Source organism: Halanaeroarchaeum sp. HSR-CO (assembly GCF_024972755.1).
Lineage (GTDB): Archaea > Halobacteriota > Halobacteria > Halobacteriales > Halobacteriaceae > Halanaeroarchaeum.
In genome coordinates this window covers 1,682,149-1,704,485 of the sequence record NZ_CP087724.1, presented here as the reverse complement: position 1 = coordinate 1,704,485, position 22,337 = coordinate 1,682,149, and the positions used below count along the sequence as shown (strand labels likewise).

The window sequence follows — 22,337 nt, the reverse complement described above, 5'->3', positions numbered from 1 at the left end:
CATCCGGCCCCTGCCTCCGGTGTGGACGATATCGCCGCCTGGTTCGCAGAACGCCCGTACTACGACGGGCAGCTAACCCACGAGCGGGTCGTCGAAGCCCAGGAGGCAGCGACCCGAACGATCGACCTCGAGTCCCGCCTCGATTTGGCACTCGCTGACCGTGGGATCGACGGCCTCTACGAACACCAGGCCACCGCCGTCGAGGCTATCCGCGGCGGGCAGAACGTCGTCCTGTCCACGCCGACGGCGAGTGGGAAATCGCTCGCCTACACCGTTCCGGCCGCCGAGCGTGCCATGGACCACGGTGGCCGGACCCTGTACGTGGCGCCACAGAACGCGCTCATCGCCGACCAGGAGGAATCGCTCACCGAACTCGCCACGGACCTCGGCTTCGGCAGTCGCGTGTCCGTCGCGCAGTACACCGGTCGTCTCTCGGACGCGGAGAAGCGATCGGTTCGCGACCGACGTCCGACGATATTGCTGACCACGCCGGACATGCTTCACTACGCGCTCTTGCCGTACGCCCACCGCATCTGGGACTGGTTTTTCGGCTCTCTGGAGACGGTCGTCGTCGACGAGGTCCACGAGTACCGCGGCGTCTTCGGTAGCCACGTCTCGCTCGTATTTCGCCGCCTCGCCCGGATGACCGACCGATTCGACGCGGACCCCCAGTACGTCGCGTGTTCGGCCACGATCGGTAATCCCGTCGAGCACGCGAGTGCGGTCACCGGACAGCCCGAATCGTCGTTCGCGCTCGTCGACGAGGACACCAGTGCGCACGGACCGAAGCGGTGGCTCTTCTGGAATCCGCCGCTCCACCGCGGCGGCGATGGTCGACGCCGGTCGAACCACGTCGAGACCGAGCGGATCTTTGCCGATCTCGTCCAGCGCGACCTGCAGACTCTCGTGTTCGCCCGGGCCCGACAGACCACCGAACGCTACGCCCAGAAGAGCGCCGCGACGCTTCGAGACCGGGGCGAAGGGGCCCTCGCCAATCGGATCGCGGCCTACCAGGCGGCGCTGAAACCCGATCGTCGGCGGGAACTCGAGGACGCCATCGACGCTGGCGAGATCCGCGGCATCTGGAGTACGAACGCACTCGAACTGGGCGTCGATATCGGAACCCTCGATGCCGTCGTGCTTGACGGCTATCCCGGGACGCGGATGAACACCTTCCAGCAAGCGGGGCGTGCCGGGCGAGGCGACGAGGAGAGCCTCGTCGTGCTCGTCGCCGGCGAGGATCAACTCGACCAGTACGTGATGGCCCACCCCGAGGCGCTGTTCGACGGCGACCCCGAGCAGGCGGTCGTCAACCCGGAGAACGAGCAACTGCTCGACGACCACCTCGCGTGTGCCGCGCGGGAGGCCTGGCTCGAACCGGACGACGAGGACGTCTTCGGGGAGACACTCCCGGAGCGGGTATCACGGCTGACCGAAGACAGTGTCCTCTCGCGTCGGGCGACGGACGACGGGCTAAAGTGGGTGTACGACGGCGAGGGGAGCCCACAGCACGAGATGAGTCTCCGGACCATCGACGACCGGGAGATCCAGTTGCTCGTCCGTGGCGACACCGTTGCGTCACTGCCGCTCTCGGACGCACTCCGGGACGCTCACCCGGGTGCGATCTATCACCACCAGGGTCGCACGTACGAGGTGACGGACCTCGATTTGGACCGTGGGGCCGCGACCCTCTCGCCGACGTGGGCGGATTACTACACGAACGTGCTGACCGACAAGGAGATCCGCGTCCAGGAGGACCTCGAAACGCGTCAGCCGTTTCCACGCGAGGACGTCCCGGTGCGCTTTGCGGACATTACGCTCTCGACGACGATCACTGGGTACGAACGAAACGATGGGAAGACGGGCGAGTCCCTCTCTCGACACTCGCTGTCGCTCCCGACACAGACGCTTCGAACGAAGGCGATCTACCTCACCATCCCGGCGTCGCTCGAACGTCGACTCCGTACCCTGGGCGATTTCGAAGGCGGGATCCACGCGGCCGAACACGCGATGATTTCGATGCTGCCGACGACCGTTCTCTGTGACCGCAGCGATATCGGCGGCCTCTCGACGCCGATGCATCCCCACACCGGTCGGAGTACGATCTTCATCTACGACGGGTATCCGGGTGGCGTCGGTCTCGTCCGTGCCGGATTCGAGGGGATTCGCGAACTCGTCTCGGAGACGCTGTCGATGCTTCGCTCCTGTTCGTGTGCGGACGGCTGTCCCGCCTGTGTGCAATCACCCCAGTGTGGCAACGCGAACGATCCGCTGGACAAGTCGGTCGCCATCGCGTTACTGGACGCGCTACTCGGTGCCGACACACTCGATGGAATCGACTCGTAGACGATGAGAAACGGGCGTCGGTCGGCCGTCATGGCAAGCAGGATTTATGGTGGGTACTGCAGTCTATAGGGGTATGGATCCTCCCCGTGATGGTGACGACCCGCCGGACGACAACGCCCTCTCGCCGGAGGATTTGGACATTTCGTCCGAGGAGGAGGTGTCCGAGATAGCAGACGGGCGGTTCGTCATCGGTGCCGACGGACCCCCGAAAATGGAAGCAGAGACGACCGAAGGGACGACGACGTCCAAGGCCGGTAGTTCCATCGACAGGACCCTCGACGAACTGAAGCGGGAGACGGGCGTCGAGACGCCAGAGGAGTCGTCGGTGTTCGGTGACGATACGTCCGACCCGTCTCTCACTGGTACCGACGTCAAACGGTGGATCAGTGCCGAACTCGACCGGACCGACAGTCAGTACGCCTACCGGATCGCCGCGAAGACGGGCGAATCGATCCAGCACCAGCAACTCGCCTCGGACGACATCGGGACCGCTTTCGACGGGCTGTTGCTGTGGTACACCAGACAGGTGGCAGGGGGGACGCCCGTCGAGGAGGCCCTGGGGATCCTCCTCGCCGAGTCGTCGATCGGCATCCGATATCCGATCGCCGGGATGCTGGCGTATCTCGAGGACAACGACCTCGAACCCGAGGATTCGATCGCCGACCTGCTAGAGACCATCCGCGACTCGGACGGCCTGGTCTTCCCGTTGCGTCCTCGGGAGTAGTGAAACTCGCGTTTGATAACTGCCGCGAAAGTATTTTAATCGCTTCCAACAGGGTTCTCTACAATGGCCGAACCTGAAGGCGACCAGCTGGCAGCCCGGGACGTCGACGTGGCGGGGGTTTCCGAGTCCGCAGCGCACGTCGTCGAGTTCGCCCTCGGCGAAGAGACGTGTGCGATGGACATCGACTTCGTCGACAGCATCGTGGAGACGAAACAGATCACCAGGGTCCCCAGAGCCCCGGACGCGGTGGAGGGCGTCATGGACCTCCGTGGGGAGACGACGGCCGTCGTCGACCCACGAGAGTTCCTATCGGTCGGTGACGGTGGGGACGAAGAGAACATCCTCGTGCTCGACCGTGACGACGACAAACAGAAGATCGGCATCAGGGTGGACGAGGTGAACGAGGTCTCGACGTACTCTGTGGAACAGGTCGACCGGAACGGCGACCTCGGTGGCATCGATTCGACCGCCATCGCGGACGAACTGGTCAAGGGGGTCATCAGGAAACCGCTCGGCGAGATAGACGACGACGGGATTCCCGAGGACGTCAGATTGATCCTCTGGCTGGATATCGAGGCGCTCATCGGTGCGATCTCCGAGACCCGTGACGGACGTGTCGACGCCGACAATCAGGTCTGATAACTGGCGAGGAGGGTTTATTAGGTCCCTGTTCGAAAGAGAGGTATCTATGGCACGGGACGTCCTGCTCGTCGACGATTCTGAGTTCATGCGCAATCTCCTCCGGGAGATTCTAGAGGGCGAATTCGATATCGTGGGCGAAGCCGAAAACGGGGTCGAAGCCGTCGAGAAATACAAGGAGAACGCTCCGGACCTGGTGATGATGGACATCGTCATGCCGATTCGGGACGGCATCGAGGCCACATCGGATATCAAGGAACTCGATTCGAGTGCCCACGTTATCATGTGCACCTCCATCGGGCAGGAGGAGAAGATGAAAAAAGCCGTCCGGGCCGGCGCTGACGGATACATCACCAAACCGTTCCAGAAGCCCAGCGTGATGGATGCCATCGAGAACGTCCTCTCGACATGACCCGTGCGCTGGTGGTCGACGATTCGCATTTCATGCGGACCGTCATCACCGACATCCTCGAATCGTCGGGCATCGAGGTCGTCGATCAGGGACGGAACGGCCGGGAGGCGGTCGAACTCGTCCAGGAATACGACCCCGACGTCGTGACCATGGACGTGGAGATGCCGGAGATGAACGGTATCGAGGCCGTCGAGGCCATCATGGACCGTCATCCGGTCCCCATCTTGATGCTCTCCGCGCTCACTACCAAAGGCGCCGACGCGACGCTCGAAGCGATGGACAAGGGGGCCGTCGACGCGTTCGCCAAGCCGAGTGGCACCATCTCGACGGACCTCTCGAGCCACGGCGAGGACCTCGTCGAAGCGGTCGAAACCGTCGCGAGGGCGGACCCGACCGCCCACCGCACGACAACGACATCGAGGGACTCCAGCGCGAGTGTCTCGCGGTCGTCTGCGGCGGAATTCGTCGAGGACCCGACGCTCGTCATCGGGGCATCTACCGGTGGCCCGAACGTGGTCGAATCCCTTCTCTCGGAGCTGCCGCGGGAGGCGGACTTCCGTGTCCTCGTCGTTCAGCACATGCCCGACGAATTCACGGAGCGGTTCGCAAATCGCCTCGATGCCGGGTCGGCGTACGATGTGCGTGAGGCGACCGATGGCGAACGGATCGGCGGTGGCGAAGCACTCGTCGCGAAAGGTGATTACCACCTGGCTGTCACCGGCTACAGCAACGGCCGATTGCGCGTCCGACTCGACCAGTCGGAGCAGGTCCACTCGGTCCGGCCGGCCATCGACGTGACGATGGAGTCGGTCGCCGAGACGGTCACCGATCACGTGACGGCCGTCCTGCTCACTGGAATGGGTGCCGACGGCGCTGCTGGTGCGGTCGCCATCCAGGAGGCAGGCGGGGCGACCATCGCCCAGGACGAAGAGACCAGTGCCGTCTTCGGCATACCAGCCCGGGCCATCGAGACCGGGTGCATCGACACCGTCCTGCCGGCCGGGGACATCGTCGATGGAATCCTCGATACCATTCGGAGGGATACCTGATGGATGAATACCTGGAAGCGTTCGTCCGAGAGGGCGAAGAGCACGTAACCGATCTGAACAACGCATTGCTCACCCTCGAGAGCGACCCCGAGGACGAGGAGGCCATGGACCAGATCTTCCGGACTGCCCACACGCTCAAGGGCAACTTCGGTGCGATGGGGTTCGAGGACGCCTCTGATCTCGCCCACGCGGTCGAGGACCTCCTCGACGGGATGCGCCAGGGTGAAATCGCCGTGACGTCCGAGCGGATGGACCACATCTTCGCGGGCATCGACCAGATAGAGGGCTGTCTCCAGGAGATCGAAGCCGACGGGGAGGTCAGCCGGAACGTTCGGCCAACCATCGACGACCTGCGCGCCGTCTTCGACGAGAGTCAGGCCGATGATTCCGCCGCGGACTCTACAGCTGGTGATGCGATCGAAGTAGAGGCCGGCGACCGCTTCGACTCGTCCCTGCTGGAGGGGGCAGACGGCCCCCTCTTCCACGTCGAGGTCGACATGGGCGACCCGGACATGCCCGGCGTGGATGCAATGTTCGCCCTCGAGGAGATCCGGGAGGCGTTCGACATCGTCGACGCCGCACCCGACACCGAAGCGATCGAAGATGGTGAGTACGACCGGACCTTCGACCTGGCGATCGAGACGGAGGCCGCCGACGTCGGCGAGACCATCGCCGCAATCGGTCGCGTCGACGACGCGACGGCAGCGGAGATCGAACTCGAAGCCGATCAGTCCGCGGACGCCGAGTCGGATGCTGGCGATGACGGCGGGAGCGATGTGGGCGGAAGCAGTGGCAAATCCGCTGGTGACATCCAGTCCGTCCGGGTAGACGTCGATCAGCTGGACGAATTACACGGCCTCGTCGAGCAACTGGTGACGACACGAATCAAACTCCGACGGAGCGTGGAGGTCGACAACCGCCGAGCGGAGGACGAACTCGACGAACTCGACAAGATCACCTCCAACCTGCAGGACACCGTGATGGACATGCGTCTGGTCCCGATGAAGAAGATCGTCGGGAAGTTCCCCCGCCTCGTCAGGGACCTGGCCAGGGAGGAGGGAAAGCAGATCGACTTCCAGATCGTGGGCGACGACGTCGAGATCGACCGCACGATCCTCTCCGAGATCAGCGATCCGCTGATGCATCTCCTGCGCAACGCAGTCGATCACGGGATCGAGTCTCCGGAGGAGCGCGAGGCCGCCGGCAAAGACCCCACCGGCACCATTACGCTGGAGGCCGAGCGCGAACGCGACCGGGTGAACGTCAGGGTCATCGACGACGGCAGTGGGATCGACCACGACGTCGTTCGACGCAAGGCCGTCGAGAAGGGCATCTACACCGAGAGTCAAATAGAGGAACTCCCGGACTCGCAGGTGGCCGAACTCATCTTCCATCCCGGGTTCTCCACGAACGAGGAGATCACGGACGTGAGCGGCCGCGGTGTCGGGATGGACGTCGTCAACGACACCGTTGCCCGCCTGGACGGGACCGTCTCTGTCGAGAGCGAGGAGGGCGAGGGGACGACGATCACGCTGACGCTCCCCGTCACCGTCGCCATCGTCAAGGTCCTGTTCGTCGAATCCGGTGGCGAAGAGTACGGCATCCCCATCAAGTCCGTCGACGAGATCAGCCGGATGCGACCCGTCAAATCGGTAGACGGTGAATCGGTCGTAACCTACGGCGACACGGTGTATCCACTCATTCGACTCGGTGAAGCCCTGGACGTGCCCGGCGAGACCAGGAACGGCGAGGGAATGCTCGTGAAAGTCCGCGAATCCGAACGACAGGTCGCCATCCACTGCGACGAGGTACGGGGTCAGGAGGAAGTCGTGGTCAAACCGTTCGAGGGAATCTTGAGCGGGATTCCCGGCCTTTCGGGTGCAGCCGTCCTCGGCGAAGGCGACGTGGTAACCATCCTCGACGTGGCCACTCTCTGAACAATGTCAACGAAAATAGATATCCGCCAGTTACGGGACGTGAACGAACTCGCGAAGGCCGGGGCCGAGACGGTCGCCCAGCATCTCAATCAGTTGACGGGTGTCGAGACGGAGATGCAGATCACGAAGATCAACGTCATCGACGTCACGGATCTCGGCCGTCATCTCGGCCACGACAGGATGGTGGGCGTCAATATCCCACTGCTAGAACCGCCGCACGGGTCGGTGCTCATCGTCTTTGACGACGAGAGTGCAAAGACGCTTGCACATACCATGGTCGGCGGTGAGACCGACGACTCTCCGGGCTACTCGGAGATGGAACGATCGGCCATCCGCGAGGTCGGCAACATCATGACGAGCGGGTTCATCGATGGCTGGGCCGACGTCGTCGGCCGAACCATCGACATCTCCACGCCCCAACTGCTGCGGGCTGGCGGCGATGACATCGTTGATCACTGTGTCGAACCTGGCGAACACGAGATTGCGATGGTCTTCGACTCGACACTCAGGGCACCGGACGTCGACGTCGAGGCGACCATCTACTCGTTCCCCGATATCGAGGAGTTCGTCGCCCTCATCGACTCGATATGACATGCGTGTAGATCTCGCCTCCCTCGGGACGTTCAATCGGATCGGCACCGCCGGCGCGCAGCGGGCAGCGGACGCCCTGGCGACCTTGACCGGCATGGAGACGTTCGTCGAGACGAACAAGATCAACTTCGCCCCCGTCGAGACCGTCTCGACGCTCTTCGGCGAGTCCGAGACGGCCGTCGGCATCGAATTCGACGGCGGGCTCGAAGGACAGGCACTGCTGGTGTTCGACGAGGCCAGTGCCGAACAGGTGCTCTCCGAACTCGCGAGTGGCGAGACGGAGCCGACTGGCGAGTACCTACACGAGGTCGCGAACATCATGACGAGCAGTTTCGTCGATGGGTGGGCCGAACACCTGGACGAGATCATCGACATCTCCACGCCCTCGACCGTCGACTCCGTCCCTCGGTGGGACGAACATCCGGCGTTCGAGGCGTTCTCGTTCGTCTTCGAGAGCGACATCGCGATCGGGAGTGCGGGCCACGAATGTCGGTTCTACCTCGTTCCGGAACCGACCGGATTCCTCGAGGCAATTCGGGCCGCTGGAGACGAGTCACCCGAGACGGACGTGAACGTCCGCGAGCTCTCGACGTTCATCCGGCTGACCGCCGCCGGGGCGGAGACCGTCGCGACCAACCTAGAGGCCATGACCGGCATCGAGACCGACGTGGCGGTTTCCCATCTCGATTTCATCCCGGTCGAGGACGTCCCGGGGGTCGTGGAGGCCGACCAGCACGTTGGAACGGTCTTCCAGTTCTCCGGGGCGATGGATGGCTATCTGGCCGTGCTCTTCGAAGACCAGGCGGCGAACACGATCACCGGTGCGCTGACGCCGAATGACCCTGACGAAGCGATGCGACAAAGCGCGATCGAGGAGATCGGGAACATCACGGCGAGCGGGTTCGTGGACGGCTGGGCGAACGCGCTCGACACCACTATCGATCACTCGGTGCCGGATTTCGTCGACGACATGGGACGGGCCGTCCTCGAATCCATCGCCGTCGAACTCGGGATGTCTCAGGAGTTCGCCTACGTCTTCGACGTCGTCCTCACTGCCGACGAGCCGATGACCTGTCGGCTGTTCGCCTTCCCGGAGGCCGATGGATTCAGGTCGCTTGTCTCCAGTCTCGACGCCGACCTCGACATCTCGAGCGTGGAGCGTGTCTAAAACCATGGTGCGGTCGACGGCTGGGCGAATTCGGGTCGGGGTCGCCGACATGGCCGTCACCGACGGCGACGAACCAGTCGTGACGAGTGGTCTCGGGTCCTGTGTGGCCGTGGTGATCCACGACGAGGAGGGCAGGGGCGGAATGCTTCACGCAATGCTCCCGGAGGCGCCACCGGATTCGGACCGAGACGCGAAGTACGTCGATACCGGTATCGCGGCGCTCCTCGACGAACTCACGTCGATGGGGACGGATCCATCGGACGTCACCGCCAAACTCGCCGGCGGTGCGTCGATGTTGAAGATCGGAAACGGTTCACCAGTGGGCGAGAAGAACGTGGCGGCGACGGAGGCGGTGCTGTCGGACCTCGGCATCGACGTCGTCGACAGACGAACGGGCGGCGATGCCGGCCGGTCGGTCTCCTACGACCCGACGACCGGTGACGTGACCATTCGAACAGTCGACTCGAAGGAAGTAACCATATGAGTGCATTCGACAACCTGTTAGAGTTCATCGAGACGGAGACGACGTTCGCATCGAGTTACTACGACGAATCGTATCTCGACCGGCGCATCTCGGCCAGGATGCGTCGGACCGACAGCGATTCGTACCGGGAATACCACGACCTCTTGCGCGAGGATCCGGGGGAGCGAGATGAACTTCTCGATACACTCTCGGTTAACGTGACGAGTTTCTTCCGGGACGAGAAGGTGTGGACGGCCCTCCGATCGGTCGTCGCCGACCTCGCAGACTCGTCCGGGACCGTTCGCATCTGGAGTGCGGCCTGTGCAGACGGTCGCGAGCCGTACTCCCTCGCGATGCTCGCCCTCGACCTCGGATTACGACCGCGGCAGGTCGAAATCCTGGCGACCGACATCGACGAGAACGCACTCGACCGCGCCAGACAGGGCGTCTACACGAGCACCCGGACGACGGACCTGGACGACGAACTGTCCTTCCTCGATTCCCCGTCGTCGTACGTCGAGAAGGACGGCGACCAGATCGTCATCAGCGAGGAGACGAAAGACCTCGTCGATTTCCGACGACACGATCTCATCACGGGCGACCCGAAGGACGGGTTCGACCTCGTGCTCTGTCGCAACGTCTGTATCTACCTCGACACCGAGTACAAACGACCGATACTGGAGACCGTGAGCAGGTCGCTCGGGCACAGAGGGTACCTGGTTCTGGGCCAGACGGAGACGCTTCCTCCCGACGTGAAAGAGCGATTCGAAGCAGCTGACCCACGCCTCAGGATATATCGTCTGTCGGAATCCGACTAAGATAAGAGGGCTCCGAACACCAGCATGTACTACCTCGTGGCACCATGACCGACGGCGTCGTCGCAGACTTCACGACCGATGTCATCCCCGATACGGGCAGGTACGACGAACCCGTCCGCGGCCGGGTGCTCATGAATCGGAAACAGGTCGTGATCGTGACCGCCGACGATCGGACGACCTTCGCTATCGACGACGTGTTCGACCTGGCCTACGGTAGCGCCCCAGACGGGATGCGACGATTTTTCGAGGACACGGTCACCGTCGCCTACGAATCGGTTGGTCAGAAGCGGGTAGCACTCATCGAAGGGGCCGACGACGTCGTCGAGCGGTTCATGGATCTGTTGTTCAAGGGGGTCCTGAACGGGACCACGGTGACGGTCAAACATCCTGCCCGAATCGGTGGACGGGTAACGGACGAATCGTTTCGACGCGCATCGCTGTACATCGCCCCGACGGAGGTCAGGTTCAAATCGGAGAATCCGTTAGCGATAACGGTCTCCTCGGTCTCCCATTTCGAGCGGGTCGAACGTGAGGTGCGGGGAACCTCCCGTCCCCTCCTGTCAGTCCGTCACGTCGATGCCGGTGACACCGTCACGACGGAGGTCGGGCTGACGTCCGATCGGAAGATGAACGTCCTCGGTCGATACCTCCGAACCGAGTACAGCCAGCTCAAAGAGGAGCTCGCGGACGTCTCGCTCTCCGAGGAAGAGATAGAGGTGCTGGTGGGCCTCTACTCGGGTGCCACAGAAGGAAATCTGGCCGGAATGCTCGGGGTCGATGCCAGTCGTGTCACCTATCTCCTCAACTCCCTGGTCGAGAAGGGACTGCTCGAGGAATCGAGCGGGGGTATGGCGCTCTCGGCGACGGGAACGCTCGCCGTCGGCGAGCACATCGAGGACGTCAATCTCTGATCACTCCTCGTTGATGACTTCGCTCGCGATGTTCCGCCCGCGGGTCTTCATCGCGACTTCCCGTCGGGTTCGCACCTCTTCGAGGATGTCGAGTTCGATCAGTCGATCGTAGATCGACTCGACCTCGTCGACGTCCATTCCGAGGAAGTCAGGAATTTCGAAGGCCGAGACGCCCGAATACAGTCCCATCAGGACCCGTTTTTCCGTCTCGGACAGCTCCACGGAGCCCTGGCTCTCCTTGACGCCTCGCTTGAACAGTGACTCCAGGACCGCCATGGCGTGGGATTTCCCGGCGAAGTAACTCTGGACGCTCGTCCCCTCCTGTGAGTGTTCGACCTTGATGATGGGCCGGGACTCTCCGTTGACCTCCTGTTTGCCGGTGTCGACGCTCCCCACGTCGTCCAGGTCGATGGGGACGAACGACCCCGTCGAGAGGGCGACGTTTAGTTGCTTGTCCTCGCCATCGCTCACTTTCACTCGCGCCCGTTCGTAGGACGTATCCTGGACGACCCCACCCTCCACGGCCGGGTGTTTGACGTGAACCTCCTCCTGGTCCAACATCGCGCCGAAGAGTTCGAACTCGAAGGACTCGGTGTTCGACCCGACCGAAAGCAAGAGGACGCTCTCGGTCTTCAACTTGAGGCTGATGTAATCGGAGACCTTCGCGACCGTCTGGTTCACGTCGTACCGGCCGCTCAGACTGGCGATCTTCGAGAGCGGAACCGCCCGTTTCCCGTCGTTGCTCAACAGGATGATCCGCTTGTTGGAGAGGATGATGCGCCCAGGCGTCCACTCGGCGTCCTTCAACCGTCGGCCCTGCTTGACCGCCTGGAGGAACTTCCCCTTCGCGTCCTTGATCTTGTATTCCGACTCGCTCATCGGTCTTGTCCCCCCAACCACGCGTTCGAACCCCCGATCCGACCCAGCAGCCCGCAGACTCCTCGGCCGTGTCGCATCGCTCGGGGCCTCGACGGCACCATTATCGCTCTATGCTTCACGGGTTCGCTATATAACGCTTTACCCGGAGTCATCGTCGAACTATCAGAAATTCATATCACCGAGATCGTCGGGTTCGGACCTGATCTTCGACATGGCCGAGAAGGCGCGGCTTCGGACCTCCTCGCTTTCGGTGTCGTCGACCAGCCGTTCGAGTCTGCGTTTCGATCGGTCGCCACCGACCTTCCCCAGGGTGTACGCGGCCATCGCGACCGTGTCCTCGGACGTCGATTCGTCGATGGCAGTCAGCAGCGCCGTCTCGACGGTGCGACCACCGATTTCCGCGAGACTGGTCGCGGCGAACTGCTGTATCAAATGGTCCTCGTCGTCCAAGACGCCGATGAGCGCCTCGATCGCTGGCTTCTCGCTTTGCTCGCCGGCGACCCGCCCCAGCATCCAGACGGCGTTTCGTCGCTGGTGGAGTTGTGTCCCTTCGTCGACGATCTCCGCGAGGGATTCGACGATACTCGGGTCGTCACTGGCGCTCATCCGGTCGACGATCGACTGTCTGAGTTCGTCGCTCTTCGAGGAATCGACGTTCGAGAGGATTTCGATGAGCGAGAACACCGCTCCCCGACGGACGAGGTCGCTCTCGTCACCGAGCATATCCACCAGCGTCTCGATCGGTCTCGCATCACCGAACCGCCCGAGTGAGGTGGCGACCGTCCGCCGCATCACTTCGTTCTCGTCGTCGGCGATCGAGAGCAATCCCTCGAGGGCGTCGTCCCCGCCCAGATAGCCCAGCGCGTCCGCAACCTCCCGCCTCACCGGCAACGGTTCGCCGTGCAGGTGATCGACGAGTGCCCCCGCAGCCGTTGGATTTCGAATCTGGCCGATGGCCCGGGCGACTCGCGCTCGAACCCGTGGATCGGCGTCTTCTAACGCGGCCACCAGCGGTCGAACGGCGTTCTCGCTCCCGATCTGGCCCAGCACGTTCGCGGCCGCCATCCGGAGTTCGGGTGCCTCGGCGTTCAGATCGCGGACGAACGTCTCCGCTTTCGCCCAGTCCGCGCCGCTGTCGGGCACGTCCCGTCCCAGTGCAGCGAGGAGCGCGTTGATGGCCTCTAAGGAGGTCAGCGCGTCGATCGCCGCTGCCCGGACGGCTTCGTTGTCGTCGTTTTGCACTGCCGAGACGAGCGATTCGATCCCGTCCTGGCCCGTCTCGTCGAGATTGCCGAGGATCTCCGCGGCCCGCTTGCGGATCGTGGGATTGTCACTCGACGTGAGCAGCTCTCGGAGCGTCTCGACGTCCTTGTCGCGTTCGAGACCGAAGAGGGATGGCACTTCGTGAATGTACGAGGATATCGTATAAGTCGGTGTTGGTGGCAGTGAACCATTCTCCACTGAACTGCTGTCCGGCCCCGTCCCACGACGGTTGAATCGATGCTCGCGCTGCGAGCGATGACCCAAGGACCATATAGTCGTCGTTGCCTAGGCGACGGTATGACAGAGGACGACGGCCCCGTGGACGGGGCCTCACAGTCCGCCGACCCTTCGGCGGACTCGGGTGGCGGGCTTCCGGTTTCGCGTCGAACACTGATCGCTGGAATCGCGGGTATCGGTGTTGGGACAGCCGTCGGCGTTGGCTACGGGCTGATGGGTGACTCGGCAGACGGCCGGGAGATCGCGCCTACCGAACCCAACGACGACGGCGAGGCGACGCTCGCGGAATTCCACTACATCCTCGAGGAGAGCGGGCCCGAGGAGGGTCGCCTGGACGTCACCCGCTTCCGGTTCTTCGACGAAGAGGACGTCATCGCCGTCAACTATCGGACGCGTGCCAAAGAGGTGGAGGACGTCCCCCCGCAGCGTCAGCACGTCCGGGAGGTCGGCCAGATGATCCGGATGTTCTCGGAATACGTCGCACAGAACGGCGAGCGCGGGTCGGTGGTCCACGCGCGCATCGACAACCCGAGCGAGGCGGCCAAGCAACCGGATGGCTATCTGGTGCAACGCGAGTGGATCCGACAGTACAACGCCGAGGAGTTCTCGGGGGCTGAGATTGTGAATAAGGTCCTCGCGAGTGGCTACTTCGACGAGGCTCTCGAGGACGCGATGGATAACGGGACGACGTTTTCGGATTCGGACGGCGAATAAGCCGGAACTGTACGTCTGATTTTCCGCGGGTAGGCCGCGAGCTAGCCTGCTCTATCCCATTCGATAAATCGGAAAATCGGAGGGTTGGTCGTCCTTACAGCTGGACGGTGCCGCCTTCGTCACCGACGAGCGAATCGGGGACTTTGAGGTTCACGTAGCGCTGTGAGCCGGAGGAGGTGGTGATCGTCAACTCGACGTTGTCGCTCTCCGTGAGGAGGTCGAGCTCCGTGTTGTCGACGTTGTAGCTCAAGGACTGCAGGTTCTCTTCGATGTCTGCTTCGGATCCATAGGTCTCGTCCGTAACGTTCACTGCATTACCACTGTCGACAGATGCGTTCAAGACCTCAACGTGCGAGTCTCCGCCGGTGTTGTTCAGGTATGTTCCGGTCGGAATGATGATCTCGTACCGGTCACTCTTCTGGGTCATCACCGTATCCTCTTCGGTCTCGGCGGTGACAGCGTTCACGAAGTACGCGTTCGTCCGGTTTTCAGCCTCTTCACCTTGGCTCACATGGACGAGGTTACCAAAGCCGTTCGGGCCCACGTATTGGATCGAGAGCCCAGAGAGGTCGACGTCTGCAGCACCAGGTGACTTCTGAACGGTCAGGCGCATCTCGTAGACGACCGTTCTATTGATGTCTTCTGCACTGCTCACATTCGGTTCGTTAACTTCGCCGACCGCGCCGATGACGTTGATGTTGTTCGCGACCTGATCTGTACTGTCTGTGCCGGTATCCTCTGCTTGCGTTTGGAGGAAGCCGGCGGTGTTGATGAGGACGCCCGCGGCGATGGCGGCGACCAGGACCATCGCGATGAACACGATGAGTGTCCCGATCCCGACCTGCCCGCGTTCGTCTTCGTCTGTGATGAATTCGAACATTGGATTACTATTGTATTGTTTGTGGGTTGATTTTAGAGCTGGACGGTGCCGCCTTCGTCACCGACGAGCGAGTCGGGGACTTGCAAGTTCACGTAGCGCTGTGAACCGGATTCGGTGGTGATGGTCACTTCGATATTCGCACTCTCGCTCAACCGCTCGAGGTTCGTGTTATCGAAGCTGTGCGCACTCATGTTGACGTCGATGTCGTCTTCGTTCGCGTATTGCTCCACTGAGACGACCCCGTCGGTACCTGACTCGTTGACCAGCACTCCTGGTCCAGCATTCTCGCCTTCGTGATCGAGAGTGTGGTTCCAGTAGGTCCCGGTCGGGATGACGATTTCATAACGGTCACTCTTGGACGTCATGACCGTGTCGTCTTCCGTGTCGGCTGTCACAGCCTGAACCAGGTAGATGCTCTTGAATATTCCGTCTTCAGGCTGATCAGATTCGTTCAGCTGGGTGCCCGCGTGAACGAGGTTGTCGAAGGAGTTGGGACCGACGTACTGGATCGTCAGTCCCGAGAGGTCGACGTCAGCCGCTCCTGGCGATTTCTGAACGGTCAGCCTGAGTTCGTATGCATCGGGCGAGTCCGAGTCTGCGTACGTGGAGTTGAGGCTATTGGAACTATCTGGATCGAACGTGTTGTTGACGAGCACCGGATCGTTCACGTCGGCGACCGCGCCGATGACGTTGATGTTGTTCGCGACCTGATCTGTACTGTCGGTGCCGGTATTTTCGGCTTGCGTCTGGAGGAAGCCGGCAGTGTTGATGAGGACGCCCGCGGCGATGGCAGCGACCAGGACCATCGCGATGAACACGATGAGCGTCCCGATCCCGACTTGCCCGCGTTCGTCTTCATCAGTGATGAATTCAAACATTATTTGTGATGTGCTGTGGGGTATCCTTAGAGTTGGACGGTGCCGCCTTCGTCACCGACGAGCGAGTCGGGGACCTGGAGGTTCACGTACCGCTGTGACCCGGACTCGGTGGTGATTGTGATCTCGAGATTATCACTCTCGCCGAGCCGCGAGAGGACGGTGTTGTCCAGATGCGTACTGTTGAGATCAACGTCGATGTCGGTCTCAGAATCGTACTGCTCTGTCGCTACAGCCGTCTCGCCAGTGGCGTTCGTCAGTAATGCCCCTTGCGTGTTATCGGTGTCATTCCGTGTCACCGAGTGATTCCAGTACGTCCCGGTGGGGATGACTATCTCGTAGCGGTCACTCTTGGCCGTCATGACCGTGTCGTCTTCCGTTTCTGCGGTCACTGCCGAAACGAGATAGACACTACTGAACTCGTTATCATCGGGTGAGCCCGATTCGTTCGCCTGGGTGCTCGCGTGCACGAGGTTATCGAAAGAGTTCGGGCCGACGTACTGGATCGTTAGTCCAGAGAGATCAACGTCTGCTGCACCAGGCGATTTCTGTACCGTCAATCTGACTTCGTACGCTTCCGGCTTGTCGGAGTCGTCGTAGTACGATGTCAGATTATCCATCGAGCCGCCGTTCGTGGAGTCGTTGATCGCGACAGGGTCGTTCACGTCGGCGACCGCGCCGATGACGTTGATGTTGTTCGCGACCTGATCTGTACTGTCCGTACCGGTATCCTCCGCTTGCGTCTGGAGGAAGCCGGCAGTGTTGATGAGGACGCCAGCGGCGATGGCGGCGACCAGGACCATCGCGATGAACACGATGAGCGTCCCGATCCCCACTTGACCGCGGGAGTCTTCGTCCGTAATGAATTCGAACATGGTTTGGTATGCGGACAAGCACCGGCTATGGCGCTTGCTTACCAGATGGTTCTCCAATCCCCTATAAGAGCATTTGGGGCCGGTTATCGACTGCGATAATGGCCGCTGACCGCTTCTCGTAGCTGATTACTCGATTTTCGATCGTCGACCGAGGACGATAGCGATGGCCACGACGGCGAGTACCACGAGCACTGGTGACAGCGGCACACTCGTCTTCGAGACCGGTGTCAACGGGTCCTCCTGGACGGGGGTGGACTCCATTGCGACTCGAGTCGCGGTCGTCACAGTATCCGTGGTATTCGGCGATTCATTTGTGGTGGTCGTCGGTGTCGTCGCTAGCCAGTGGGAATCGTTGTCCGTATCGACCCGAATCGTCCGCTCGTGCTGGACGCCGAACGTGTCCGTCGCGCGGATGTGGATGACGTTTCGTCCCTCTTCGAGGGCGATCCGCTCGTAGATGGTGACGTTCGATCGCTCGGGCCCGTCGTAGATCACCGAGTGGGCGGTGACGTTCCCCCCTGGGACCGTCTCCGACTCCACGGTGACCTTCGATATCGACCCGTTCGTCGCCGCGGCGTCGAGTAGATAGGTGCCGTCGTTGACGATGCCGCTCTCGTTCTCGTTCACCTGGATTGCCGGGGCTGCCGCTTCGGCTTCCGTGATCGGGTCGTACGCGATGGTCTTCGTCACCTCGGTCGTCTTGTTCTCGACGTCCTTGGCAGTGAACGTGACGTTGTAGACGCTATCGTATCTGAAATCGAGGGTCACGTTCCGGACGACGTCGTGTCGGCCCTGGTCGAAGAGGTCGTAGGACGGCTCGATCAGGTCTCGCTGTGGTTGGCGATCGGGGTCGACGGTCAGCGAGTGCAGTCCCACGTCGTCGGATGCGTGGACCTGGACGGTGACGGGGTGTCTGCTCTCGTCGCGCCAGCCGCGGATCTCGATCGTCGGGTCCGCCTCGTCCTCGACGATCAGCATCGTCCTGACTCGTCGTTCGTTTCCATACTCGTCGGTCGCCTGGATCGTGAGATTCGCGGTACCCACTCCGAGGGTCGTGTTCAGGTCGAACGACGAATCGTTCTCGAGTCGTGTGGCCTGGACGACGCCGTCGCCGTCGATGCGGGCCTGGAAGTCGGTGACGTTCGATTCGTCGGTCACCGTCCCGTTGAGCGTGAGGTTCACGGCCTCGACCGTATGGTTGCCGGGGAACGCGTGGCCCGGCTCGACGGAGAAGGGTTCGGACAGACCGATATGCGGTGCGATCGAATCGCGGTACACCGTCGCTCGATAACTACTCGTTCGATCGGCGTCGTCCGTGGCGATGACGCGAATCTCGTTGTCCGCGCCGTGGAGATCAGGTTCGAAGGACCGCTCGAAGGAGGTCCCGTCCGGGTAGAACGGCCCGAGTTCCTCGCCGCCGACGCGGACGACGACCGTCGAGAGGGCTTCGGTTGCATCGACGTGTACCGTCAGATTACCCTCGGCGACGACGACCCGAGCACCATCCGAGATGTGCTCGCCGTTCACGTCGACCGCGATGGTTGGGCCTTCCTCGGCTGCACCGACGACCCCCGATGCGGCGACAGACGATACGATGAGCATACCGACGAGCAGTATCGTCCCGACGATCCGATCCATTCGTCTGTCTATCGAGACCGAGGGGGCTTCATCATTGTGCTGTGATTCGCACGTGGTATCGGTGCCACGTGAGCCTCGAACAGTTAAGTGCACCCCGGCCCTCGGACTCACCAACACCGCTCTCCCACTATGACCATCAACCCAGGTGACTACGACCCCGAGGACCTCCGTCGTGCCGCCCGTGAAGAACTCGACTCGCGCGAGCTCGAAGACCTCCGTTCCCGGATATCGGCAGCCGACACCGGATCGGCCGCGACGGTGAAGGCCGACCAGGTGAAAGAACTCGTCCGAATCGAGAGTGGTGCAGACCCGACCACCCTCGACCGGCCCTACCTGACGTCGATTCCGGACCAGTACGCCGGTCGATTGACGCTGTTCGAATGGCTCGATTTCGTGCTCAGGCGCGCCGGCGTGCGACGGACCCTCGAAGCGCTAGAATACTACGAGAAGATCGGCTGGATCAGCGGCGACGTCGCCGAAGAACTTCGTGACCACGTTCGCGCCTTTCGGGATGTCGCGCGCGAGACTTCGACGACGGATCTCGAGACGACCGACCACGTATTGAGTCTCGTCTACGTCGCCCGCCTGGCATCGATGGCCCCGAAATGACGATTTCCGGCCCTAAGTAAATACCTACTGACACATCTGCTGGTGATACGTCACAAACTGTCACGTATAACCGGCCATTCGCCGCGCGTAACGGTCTTCAATATTACAGATTTGCCGAAGATTAATTACCACGCACGCGCCATATTCGCTCAATGGTACTGGTCGATATCCCTCCATCCATCTCGATGATATTTTCTTTCGGTGTATTCGCGGTCGGAATGGCGAGTTGGCTGGGCGGGGGAGAGGAATCCGAGACGGAGGAGAGTGGCGACGACGAGTTCGCGATGGAAGACGACGAGTTCGGCATGGACGACTTCGACGACGATTTCGGTGGGATGGAGGAGATGGAGGATACCGGTGGGTCCTCTTCGTCGGAACTCGAACATCGGATCGAGGAGCTGGAGAGCGAGATAGCGAACGTCTCTTCTACCGCGAACACCGTCCGCAGCGAGAACGAACAGATCAGCGAGAAGGTCGACGACGTCGAGGAGAACGTGCGCAAACTCCTCGAGATATACGAGATGGTGACTCGGGGCGTCAATCCGTTCGTCGACGACGTGAGCACGGGCGCTGGAATGGATGCAGACGCGGGGAGTTTTGGGCTATTCGACTCCGACGAGGATGAGACGGCGGAGGAGGCGGACGAGGACCTCGATTCGGACATCGCCGACGCCGAGGCCGAAGACTTCTTCGACGACGACGCATTCGACGAATTCGACGACGAGTTCGACGACGGGGACGACGAGCTCGGCGATATGGACGAGATGGACGAGTTCGACGACGGGGACGACGACCTCGGCGACATGGACGGGATGGACGAGTTCGAGGACGGGGACGACGACCTCGGCGACATGGACGGGATGGAGGACATGATGGACGAAAGCATGGACAACGACCTCGAGACGATGGACGACGATTCGGACGATTCGGGTGGCGGTGGCACGTCGTTCGAGGAACTGAAAGCCGAATACGAGTCCGGCGAGGCGGACTGGGCGGACGAACTCGACGACGGGGACGATCCGGATGATTCGATGGATGCGGACCTCGACGTCGAAGACGAAACGGAAGACGAACCCGGAGATCTGTTCATCGAAGACGACCTCACTGGCGAGGAAGACGAACCCGACGCTGACGCCGGGATGGAACCAACCGAGGCCATGGGCGAGGATTCGTTCGAGGTCGAAGACGAGGAGATCCACGACGACCCCGCCCCCGAGAGTACAGTTGCTGCAGACGGACCCGCCGACCAGGCGGAATCGGGATCCGAGTTCCAGTTCGGGGCCGCACACGTGACGGCTGCGGGCGAGAGTCCGCATCTCGAACGCCCCCCGAATGGATATCTCGCCGACGTGGTCATCCTCGAGTGGTTGGACTTCCTCGTCGACGCGTACGACGCTCGGAACGCGGTTCGGGCGATCAACTACTACGAGCGTATCGGCTGGATCGGCGAACCGATGCGCGATCACTGCGTGGAGGTGCTTCTCGGAATCACCGACGCCGAGTACCTCTATCGTGACGAGTTCGGAACGACGGATATCACGATGAGCGACCACCGAAAGAGTCTCGGGTACGTCGAGGAGTTGGCCGGCGGACAACTCGAGAGAACGTTCGTCGAACGACTCGATACCCTGGAGAGCAATGGGTTTTAGCGTCAGTGCCTCGACGGCCATCCTCCTGGTCGCAGCGTTCGCCAGCGTTGGGATGCTGTACACCTCCGCGGCGAACGGGTTCGAGCAGGTATCCGATGCGACTCTCACTCAGCAAGAACAGGCACTGGAAACGGAGAATACCGACGTGTCGATCGTGAATATCACGCACAACACTTCGGGAACGACCGACTACGTCAACGTCACCGTCGAGAACGCCGGGGCGAGCACCCTCCACGTTTCGAAAACGGATCTGCTCCTGAACGGCACATACACGAACGGCTTCGAGTCGAGGACCCTCTCGACGGCCGACGGAACCATCGAGGCGGGGACGAACGGGACCGACCTCTGGCAGCCAGGCGAGAACCTCACCCTCGTGGTCCACGAGAACGTCTCGAAACCGTTTCGGGTGAAAGTCGTCTCGGATCGAGGTGTGGCGGCGACGGAGGTGGTCTCCTGATATGGCCTCGGTGTCCTCGGAGACGCTAATAATCTTCATCGCCTCGTTGCTGGTCGCCGCGAGCGTCGCCGGGACCATGACGACGGGGGTGAACCGGCTGAGCGACGCACTCGGTGACCGGAGCATCGATGTGAGCGACGAAATCCGAACGGACATCGAGATCATCAGCGATCCGGGGAGCAATCAGACCTACGATGGCTCCAACGTCACCGTCCTGGTGAAGAACACCGGTTCGGGCACGCTCGCTCACGATCCGGATACGATTGACGTCCTGATCGATGGCCAGTACCGGACGGCAGTCTCGACGACCGTCATCGAGCAGGACACGTGGCGGGAAGGGTCGGTCATCCGACTCACCGTCACCGGCGTGGATCTCGCCACGGGCGATCACCGGGTCGTCGTCGACATCGACGGTGATCGGGAGGTGCTCGAGTTCCGCACATGAGCCAACGACAGAACCTCTACTCGCTCGGACTGGAAGAACGGGATCGCCTCAACAAGGAACTGGGGGGAGGGATCCCGCAAGGCAGTATCGTCCTCATCGAGGGTGACTACGGCGCGGGCAAGAGCGCGCTGAGCCAGCGGTTCTCCTTCGGCCTCTGTGACCAGGGCGCTTCGGTTACCCTCCTCTCGACTGAACTCACGGTTCGTGGATTCATCGACCAGATGCATTCGCTGGATTACGGCGTCGAAGAGCACCTCCTGGACGAACGGTTGCTCTTCTTGCACGCCGACGTCGATACCGGCGGGAGCGCACTCCGGGGTGGCGACGACAACACCGACCGGAAGAAGCTCCTCAAACGACTGATGGAGGCCGAAGCGATGTGGGACGGCGACGTCATCGTCATCGACACGTTCGACGCCATCCTGCGGAACGATCCGAACTTCGAAGCGCTCGTCAGACAGAACGAAGAACGCCAGGCCGCTCTCGAGATCATCTCCTTTTTCAGGGACATCGTTACCCAGGGGAAAGTTATCGTCCTGACGGTCGACCCATCGACCGTCGACGAGGAGGCCATCGGTCCGTTCAGATCCATCGCGGACGTGTTCCTGGAACTGCAGATGGCCGAGGTCGGCAACGACGTCCGCCGTTCGATCCAGGTCCGCCGGTTCGCCGGGATGGGCGAACAGGTCGGTGACTCGGTGGGCTTCTCCGTGCGGTCGGGCACTGGCATCGTCATCGAGAGTCGGAGCGTCGCATAA

The 22,337-nt window shown here is 61.9% G+C and carries 23 protein-coding genes; 17 read left to right on the top strand and 6 right to left on the bottom strand.

Going from position 1 to position 22,337, the window contains the following annotated elements; all coding sequences use genetic code 11:
* Positions 1-21: 21 nt before the first annotated feature.
* From HSRCO_RS08775 to HSRCO_RS08725, 11 genes are all read left to right on the top strand, one after another.
* Entirely contained in the window at positions 22-2,346 is a 2,325-nt protein-coding gene (locus tag HSRCO_RS08775) for a DEAD/DEAH box helicase (RefSeq protein WP_259517267.1), read from the top strand.
* 73 nt (positions 2,347-2,419) lie between these two features.
* Complete coding sequence (locus HSRCO_RS08770) at positions 2,420-3,070, top strand: hypothetical protein (protein WP_259517266.1); 651 nt, start codon at positions 2,420-2,422, stop codon at positions 3,068-3,070.
* A 63-nt stretch (positions 3,071-3,133) separates the two neighbouring features.
* Positions 3,134-3,709 carry a chemotaxis protein CheW gene (locus HSRCO_RS08765; RefSeq protein ID WP_259517265.1) on the top strand — a complete coding sequence of 192 codons (576 nt, stop codon included), beginning with the start codon at positions 3,134-3,136 and terminating at the stop codon, positions 3,707-3,709.
* 49 nt (positions 3,710-3,758) lie between these two features.
* Entirely contained in the window at positions 3,759-4,121 is a 363-nt protein-coding gene (cheY, locus tag HSRCO_RS08760; RefSeq protein ID WP_259517264.1) for a chemotaxis protein CheY, read from the top strand.
* The gene (gene cheB / locus HSRCO_RS08755; protein WP_259517263.1) at positions 4,118-5,170 is read left to right on the top strand and encodes a chemotaxis protein CheB; all 1,053 of its coding nucleotides are present in this window, start codon (positions 4,118-4,120) and stop codon (positions 5,168-5,170) included. Before cheY ends, cheB begins: the two co-directional genes overlap by 4 nt.
* Positions 5,170-7,107: a chemotaxis protein CheA gene (gene cheA, locus HSRCO_RS08750; RefSeq protein ID WP_259517262.1), complete on the top strand. Its 1,938-nt coding sequence runs from the start codon at positions 5,170-5,172 to the stop codon at positions 7,105-7,107. Before cheB ends, cheA begins: the two co-directional genes overlap by 1 nt.
* A gap of 3 nt (positions 7,108-7,110) precedes the next feature.
* Positions 7,111-7,698, top strand: a complete 588-nt coding sequence (locus HSRCO_RS08745) for a chemotaxis protein CheC (RefSeq protein ID WP_259517261.1) — start codon at positions 7,111-7,113, stop codon at positions 7,696-7,698.
* Between the two features lies 1 nt (position 7,699).
* Positions 7,700-8,866, top strand: a complete 1,167-nt coding sequence (locus HSRCO_RS08740; protein ID WP_259517260.1) for a chemotaxis protein CheC — start codon at positions 7,700-7,702, stop codon at positions 8,864-8,866.
* On the top strand, positions 8,859-9,350 hold the full coding sequence (locus tag HSRCO_RS08735) for a chemotaxis protein CheD (protein ID WP_259517259.1): 492 nt from the start codon (positions 8,859-8,861) through the stop codon (positions 9,348-9,350). The genes HSRCO_RS08740 and HSRCO_RS08735 overlap by 8 nt, the downstream gene beginning before the upstream one ends.
* Entirely contained in the window at positions 9,347-10,147 is an 801-nt protein-coding gene (locus tag HSRCO_RS08730) for a protein-glutamate O-methyltransferase CheR (RefSeq protein WP_259517258.1), read from the top strand. The genes HSRCO_RS08735 and HSRCO_RS08730 overlap by 4 nt, the downstream gene beginning before the upstream one ends.
* Positions 10,148-10,191: 44 nt before the next feature.
* Positions 10,192-11,058: a CheF family chemotaxis protein gene (locus tag HSRCO_RS08725; protein ID WP_259517257.1), complete on the top strand. Its 867-nt coding sequence runs from the start codon at positions 10,192-10,194 to the stop codon at positions 11,056-11,058.
* Here HSRCO_RS08725 and HSRCO_RS08720 read toward each other — a convergent pair whose 3' ends face one another.
* Positions 11,059-11,937, bottom strand: coding sequence for a CheF family chemotaxis protein (locus HSRCO_RS08720; protein ID WP_259517256.1), 879 nt, complete (start codon positions 11,935-11,937; stop codon positions 11,059-11,061).
* Between the two features lie 162 nt (positions 11,938-12,099).
* Positions 12,100-13,338, bottom strand: coding sequence for a HEAT repeat domain-containing protein (locus tag HSRCO_RS08715; protein WP_259517254.1), 1,239 nt, complete (start codon positions 13,336-13,338; stop codon positions 12,100-12,102).
* Between the two features lie 159 nt (positions 13,339-13,497).
* Here HSRCO_RS08715 and HSRCO_RS08710 point away from each other — a divergent pair, with 159 nt between their 5' ends.
* On the top strand, positions 13,498-14,151 hold the full coding sequence (locus HSRCO_RS08710; protein WP_259517253.1) for a hypothetical protein: 654 nt from the start codon (positions 13,498-13,500) through the stop codon (positions 14,149-14,151).
* A 94-nt stretch (positions 14,152-14,245) separates the two neighbouring features.
* Here HSRCO_RS08710 and HSRCO_RS08705 read toward each other — a convergent pair whose 3' ends face one another.
* The 4 genes from HSRCO_RS08705 to HSRCO_RS08690 all read right to left on the bottom strand — a co-directional run bounded on the left by HSRCO_RS08705 (position 14,246) and on the right by HSRCO_RS08690 (position 18,419).
* Positions 14,246-15,031, bottom strand: a complete 786-nt coding sequence (locus tag HSRCO_RS08705; protein WP_259517252.1) for an archaellin/type IV pilin N-terminal domain-containing protein — start codon at positions 15,029-15,031, stop codon at positions 14,246-14,248.
* A 32-nt stretch (positions 15,032-15,063) separates the two neighbouring features.
* Positions 15,064-15,909: an archaellin/type IV pilin N-terminal domain-containing protein gene (locus HSRCO_RS14615; protein ID WP_396266391.1), complete on the bottom strand. Its 846-nt coding sequence runs from the start codon at positions 15,907-15,909 to the stop codon at positions 15,064-15,066.
* Positions 15,910-15,935: 26 nt separating this feature from the next.
* Positions 15,936-16,781: an archaellin/type IV pilin N-terminal domain-containing protein gene (locus HSRCO_RS14610; protein WP_259517251.1), complete on the bottom strand. Its 846-nt coding sequence runs from the start codon at positions 16,779-16,781 to the stop codon at positions 15,936-15,938.
* 126 nt (positions 16,782-16,907) lie between these two features.
* Positions 16,908-18,419: a hypothetical protein gene (locus HSRCO_RS08690; RefSeq protein ID WP_259517250.1), complete on the bottom strand. Its 1,512-nt coding sequence runs from the start codon at positions 18,417-18,419 to the stop codon at positions 16,908-16,910.
* Positions 18,420-18,548: 129 nt separating this feature from the next.
* Here HSRCO_RS08690 and HSRCO_RS08685 point away from each other — a divergent pair, with 129 nt between their 5' ends.
* The 5 genes from HSRCO_RS08685 to HSRCO_RS08665 all read left to right on the top strand — a co-directional run bounded on the left by HSRCO_RS08685 (position 18,549) and on the right by HSRCO_RS08665 (position 22,337).
* On the top strand, positions 18,549-19,028 hold the full coding sequence (locus HSRCO_RS08685) for a FlaD/FlaE family flagellar protein (protein ID WP_259517249.1): 480 nt from the start codon (positions 18,549-18,551) through the stop codon (positions 19,026-19,028).
* 218 nt (positions 19,029-19,246) lie between these two features.
* A complete protein-coding gene (locus HSRCO_RS08680; protein WP_259517248.1) occupies positions 19,247-20,677 on the top strand; it encodes a FlaD/FlaE family flagellar protein in 1,431 nt (476 codons plus the stop codon).
* On the top strand, positions 20,667-21,134 hold the full coding sequence (locus HSRCO_RS08675; protein ID WP_259517247.1) for a flagellin: 468 nt from the start codon (positions 20,667-20,669) through the stop codon (positions 21,132-21,134). The genes HSRCO_RS08680 and HSRCO_RS08675 overlap by 11 nt, the downstream gene beginning before the upstream one ends.
* 1 nt (position 21,135) lies before the next feature.
* Positions 21,136-21,579, top strand: a complete 444-nt coding sequence (locus HSRCO_RS08670) for a flagellar protein G (RefSeq protein WP_259517246.1) — start codon at positions 21,136-21,138, stop codon at positions 21,577-21,579.
* Entirely contained in the window at positions 21,576-22,337 is a 762-nt protein-coding gene (locus HSRCO_RS08665; RefSeq protein WP_259517245.1) for an ATPase domain-containing protein, read from the top strand. Before HSRCO_RS08670 ends, HSRCO_RS08665 begins: the two co-directional genes overlap by 4 nt.

Coding starts and splice junctions, on each gene's coding strand:
- cheB (WP_259517263.1), top strand. CDS start 4,118: ATGACCCGTGCGCTGGTGGTCGACGATTCGCATTTCATGCGGACCGTC.
- cheA (WP_259517262.1), top strand. CDS start 5,170: ATGGATGAATACCTGGAAGCGTTCGTCCGAGAGGGCGAAGAGCACGTA.
- HSRCO_RS08725 (WP_259517257.1), top strand. CDS start 10,192: ATGACCGACGGCGTCGTCGCAGACTTCACGACCGATGTCATCCCCGAT.
- HSRCO_RS08705 (WP_259517252.1), bottom strand. CDS start 15,031: ATGTTCGAATTCATCACAGACGAAGACGAACGCGGGCAGGTCGGGATC.
- HSRCO_RS08720 (WP_259517256.1), bottom strand. CDS start 11,937: ATGAGCGAGTCGGAATACAAGATCAAGGACGCGAAGGGGAAGTTCCTC.
- HSRCO_RS08685 (WP_259517249.1), top strand. CDS start 18,549: ATGACCATCAACCCAGGTGACTACGACCCCGAGGACCTCCGTCGTGCC.
- HSRCO_RS08730 (WP_259517258.1), top strand. CDS start 9,347: ATGAGTGCATTCGACAACCTGTTAGAGTTCATCGAGACGGAGACGACG.
- HSRCO_RS08675 (WP_259517247.1), top strand. CDS start 20,667: ATGGGTTTTAGCGTCAGTGCCTCGACGGCCATCCTCCTGGTCGCAGCG.
- HSRCO_RS08765 (WP_259517265.1), top strand. CDS start 3,134: ATGGCCGAACCTGAAGGCGACCAGCTGGCAGCCCGGGACGTCGACGTG.
- HSRCO_RS08665 (WP_259517245.1), top strand. CDS start 21,576: ATGAGCCAACGACAGAACCTCTACTCGCTCGGACTGGAAGAACGGGAT.
- HSRCO_RS08680 (WP_259517248.1), top strand. CDS start 19,247: ATGGCGAGTTGGCTGGGCGGGGGAGAGGAATCCGAGACGGAGGAGAGT.
- HSRCO_RS08745 (WP_259517261.1), top strand. CDS start 7,111: ATGTCAACGAAAATAGATATCCGCCAGTTACGGGACGTGAACGAACTC.
- HSRCO_RS08770 (WP_259517266.1), top strand. CDS start 2,420: ATGGATCCTCCCCGTGATGGTGACGACCCGCCGGACGACAACGCCCTC.
- HSRCO_RS08710 (WP_259517253.1), top strand. CDS start 13,498: ATGACAGAGGACGACGGCCCCGTGGACGGGGCCTCACAGTCCGCCGAC.
- HSRCO_RS14615 (WP_396266391.1), bottom strand. CDS start 15,909: ATGTTTGAATTCATCACTGATGAAGACGAACGCGGGCAAGTCGGGATC.
- HSRCO_RS08670 (WP_259517246.1), top strand. CDS start 21,136: ATGGCCTCGGTGTCCTCGGAGACGCTAATAATCTTCATCGCCTCGTTG.
- HSRCO_RS14610 (WP_259517251.1), bottom strand. CDS start 16,781: ATGTTCGAATTCATTACGGACGAAGACTCCCGCGGTCAAGTGGGGATC.
- HSRCO_RS08690 (WP_259517250.1), bottom strand. CDS start 18,419: ATGGATCGGATCGTCGGGACGATACTGCTCGTCGGTATGCTCATCGTA.
- cheY (WP_259517264.1), top strand. CDS start 3,759: ATGGCACGGGACGTCCTGCTCGTCGACGATTCTGAGTTCATGCGCAAT.
- HSRCO_RS08740 (WP_259517260.1), top strand. CDS start 7,700: ATGCGTGTAGATCTCGCCTCCCTCGGGACGTTCAATCGGATCGGCACC.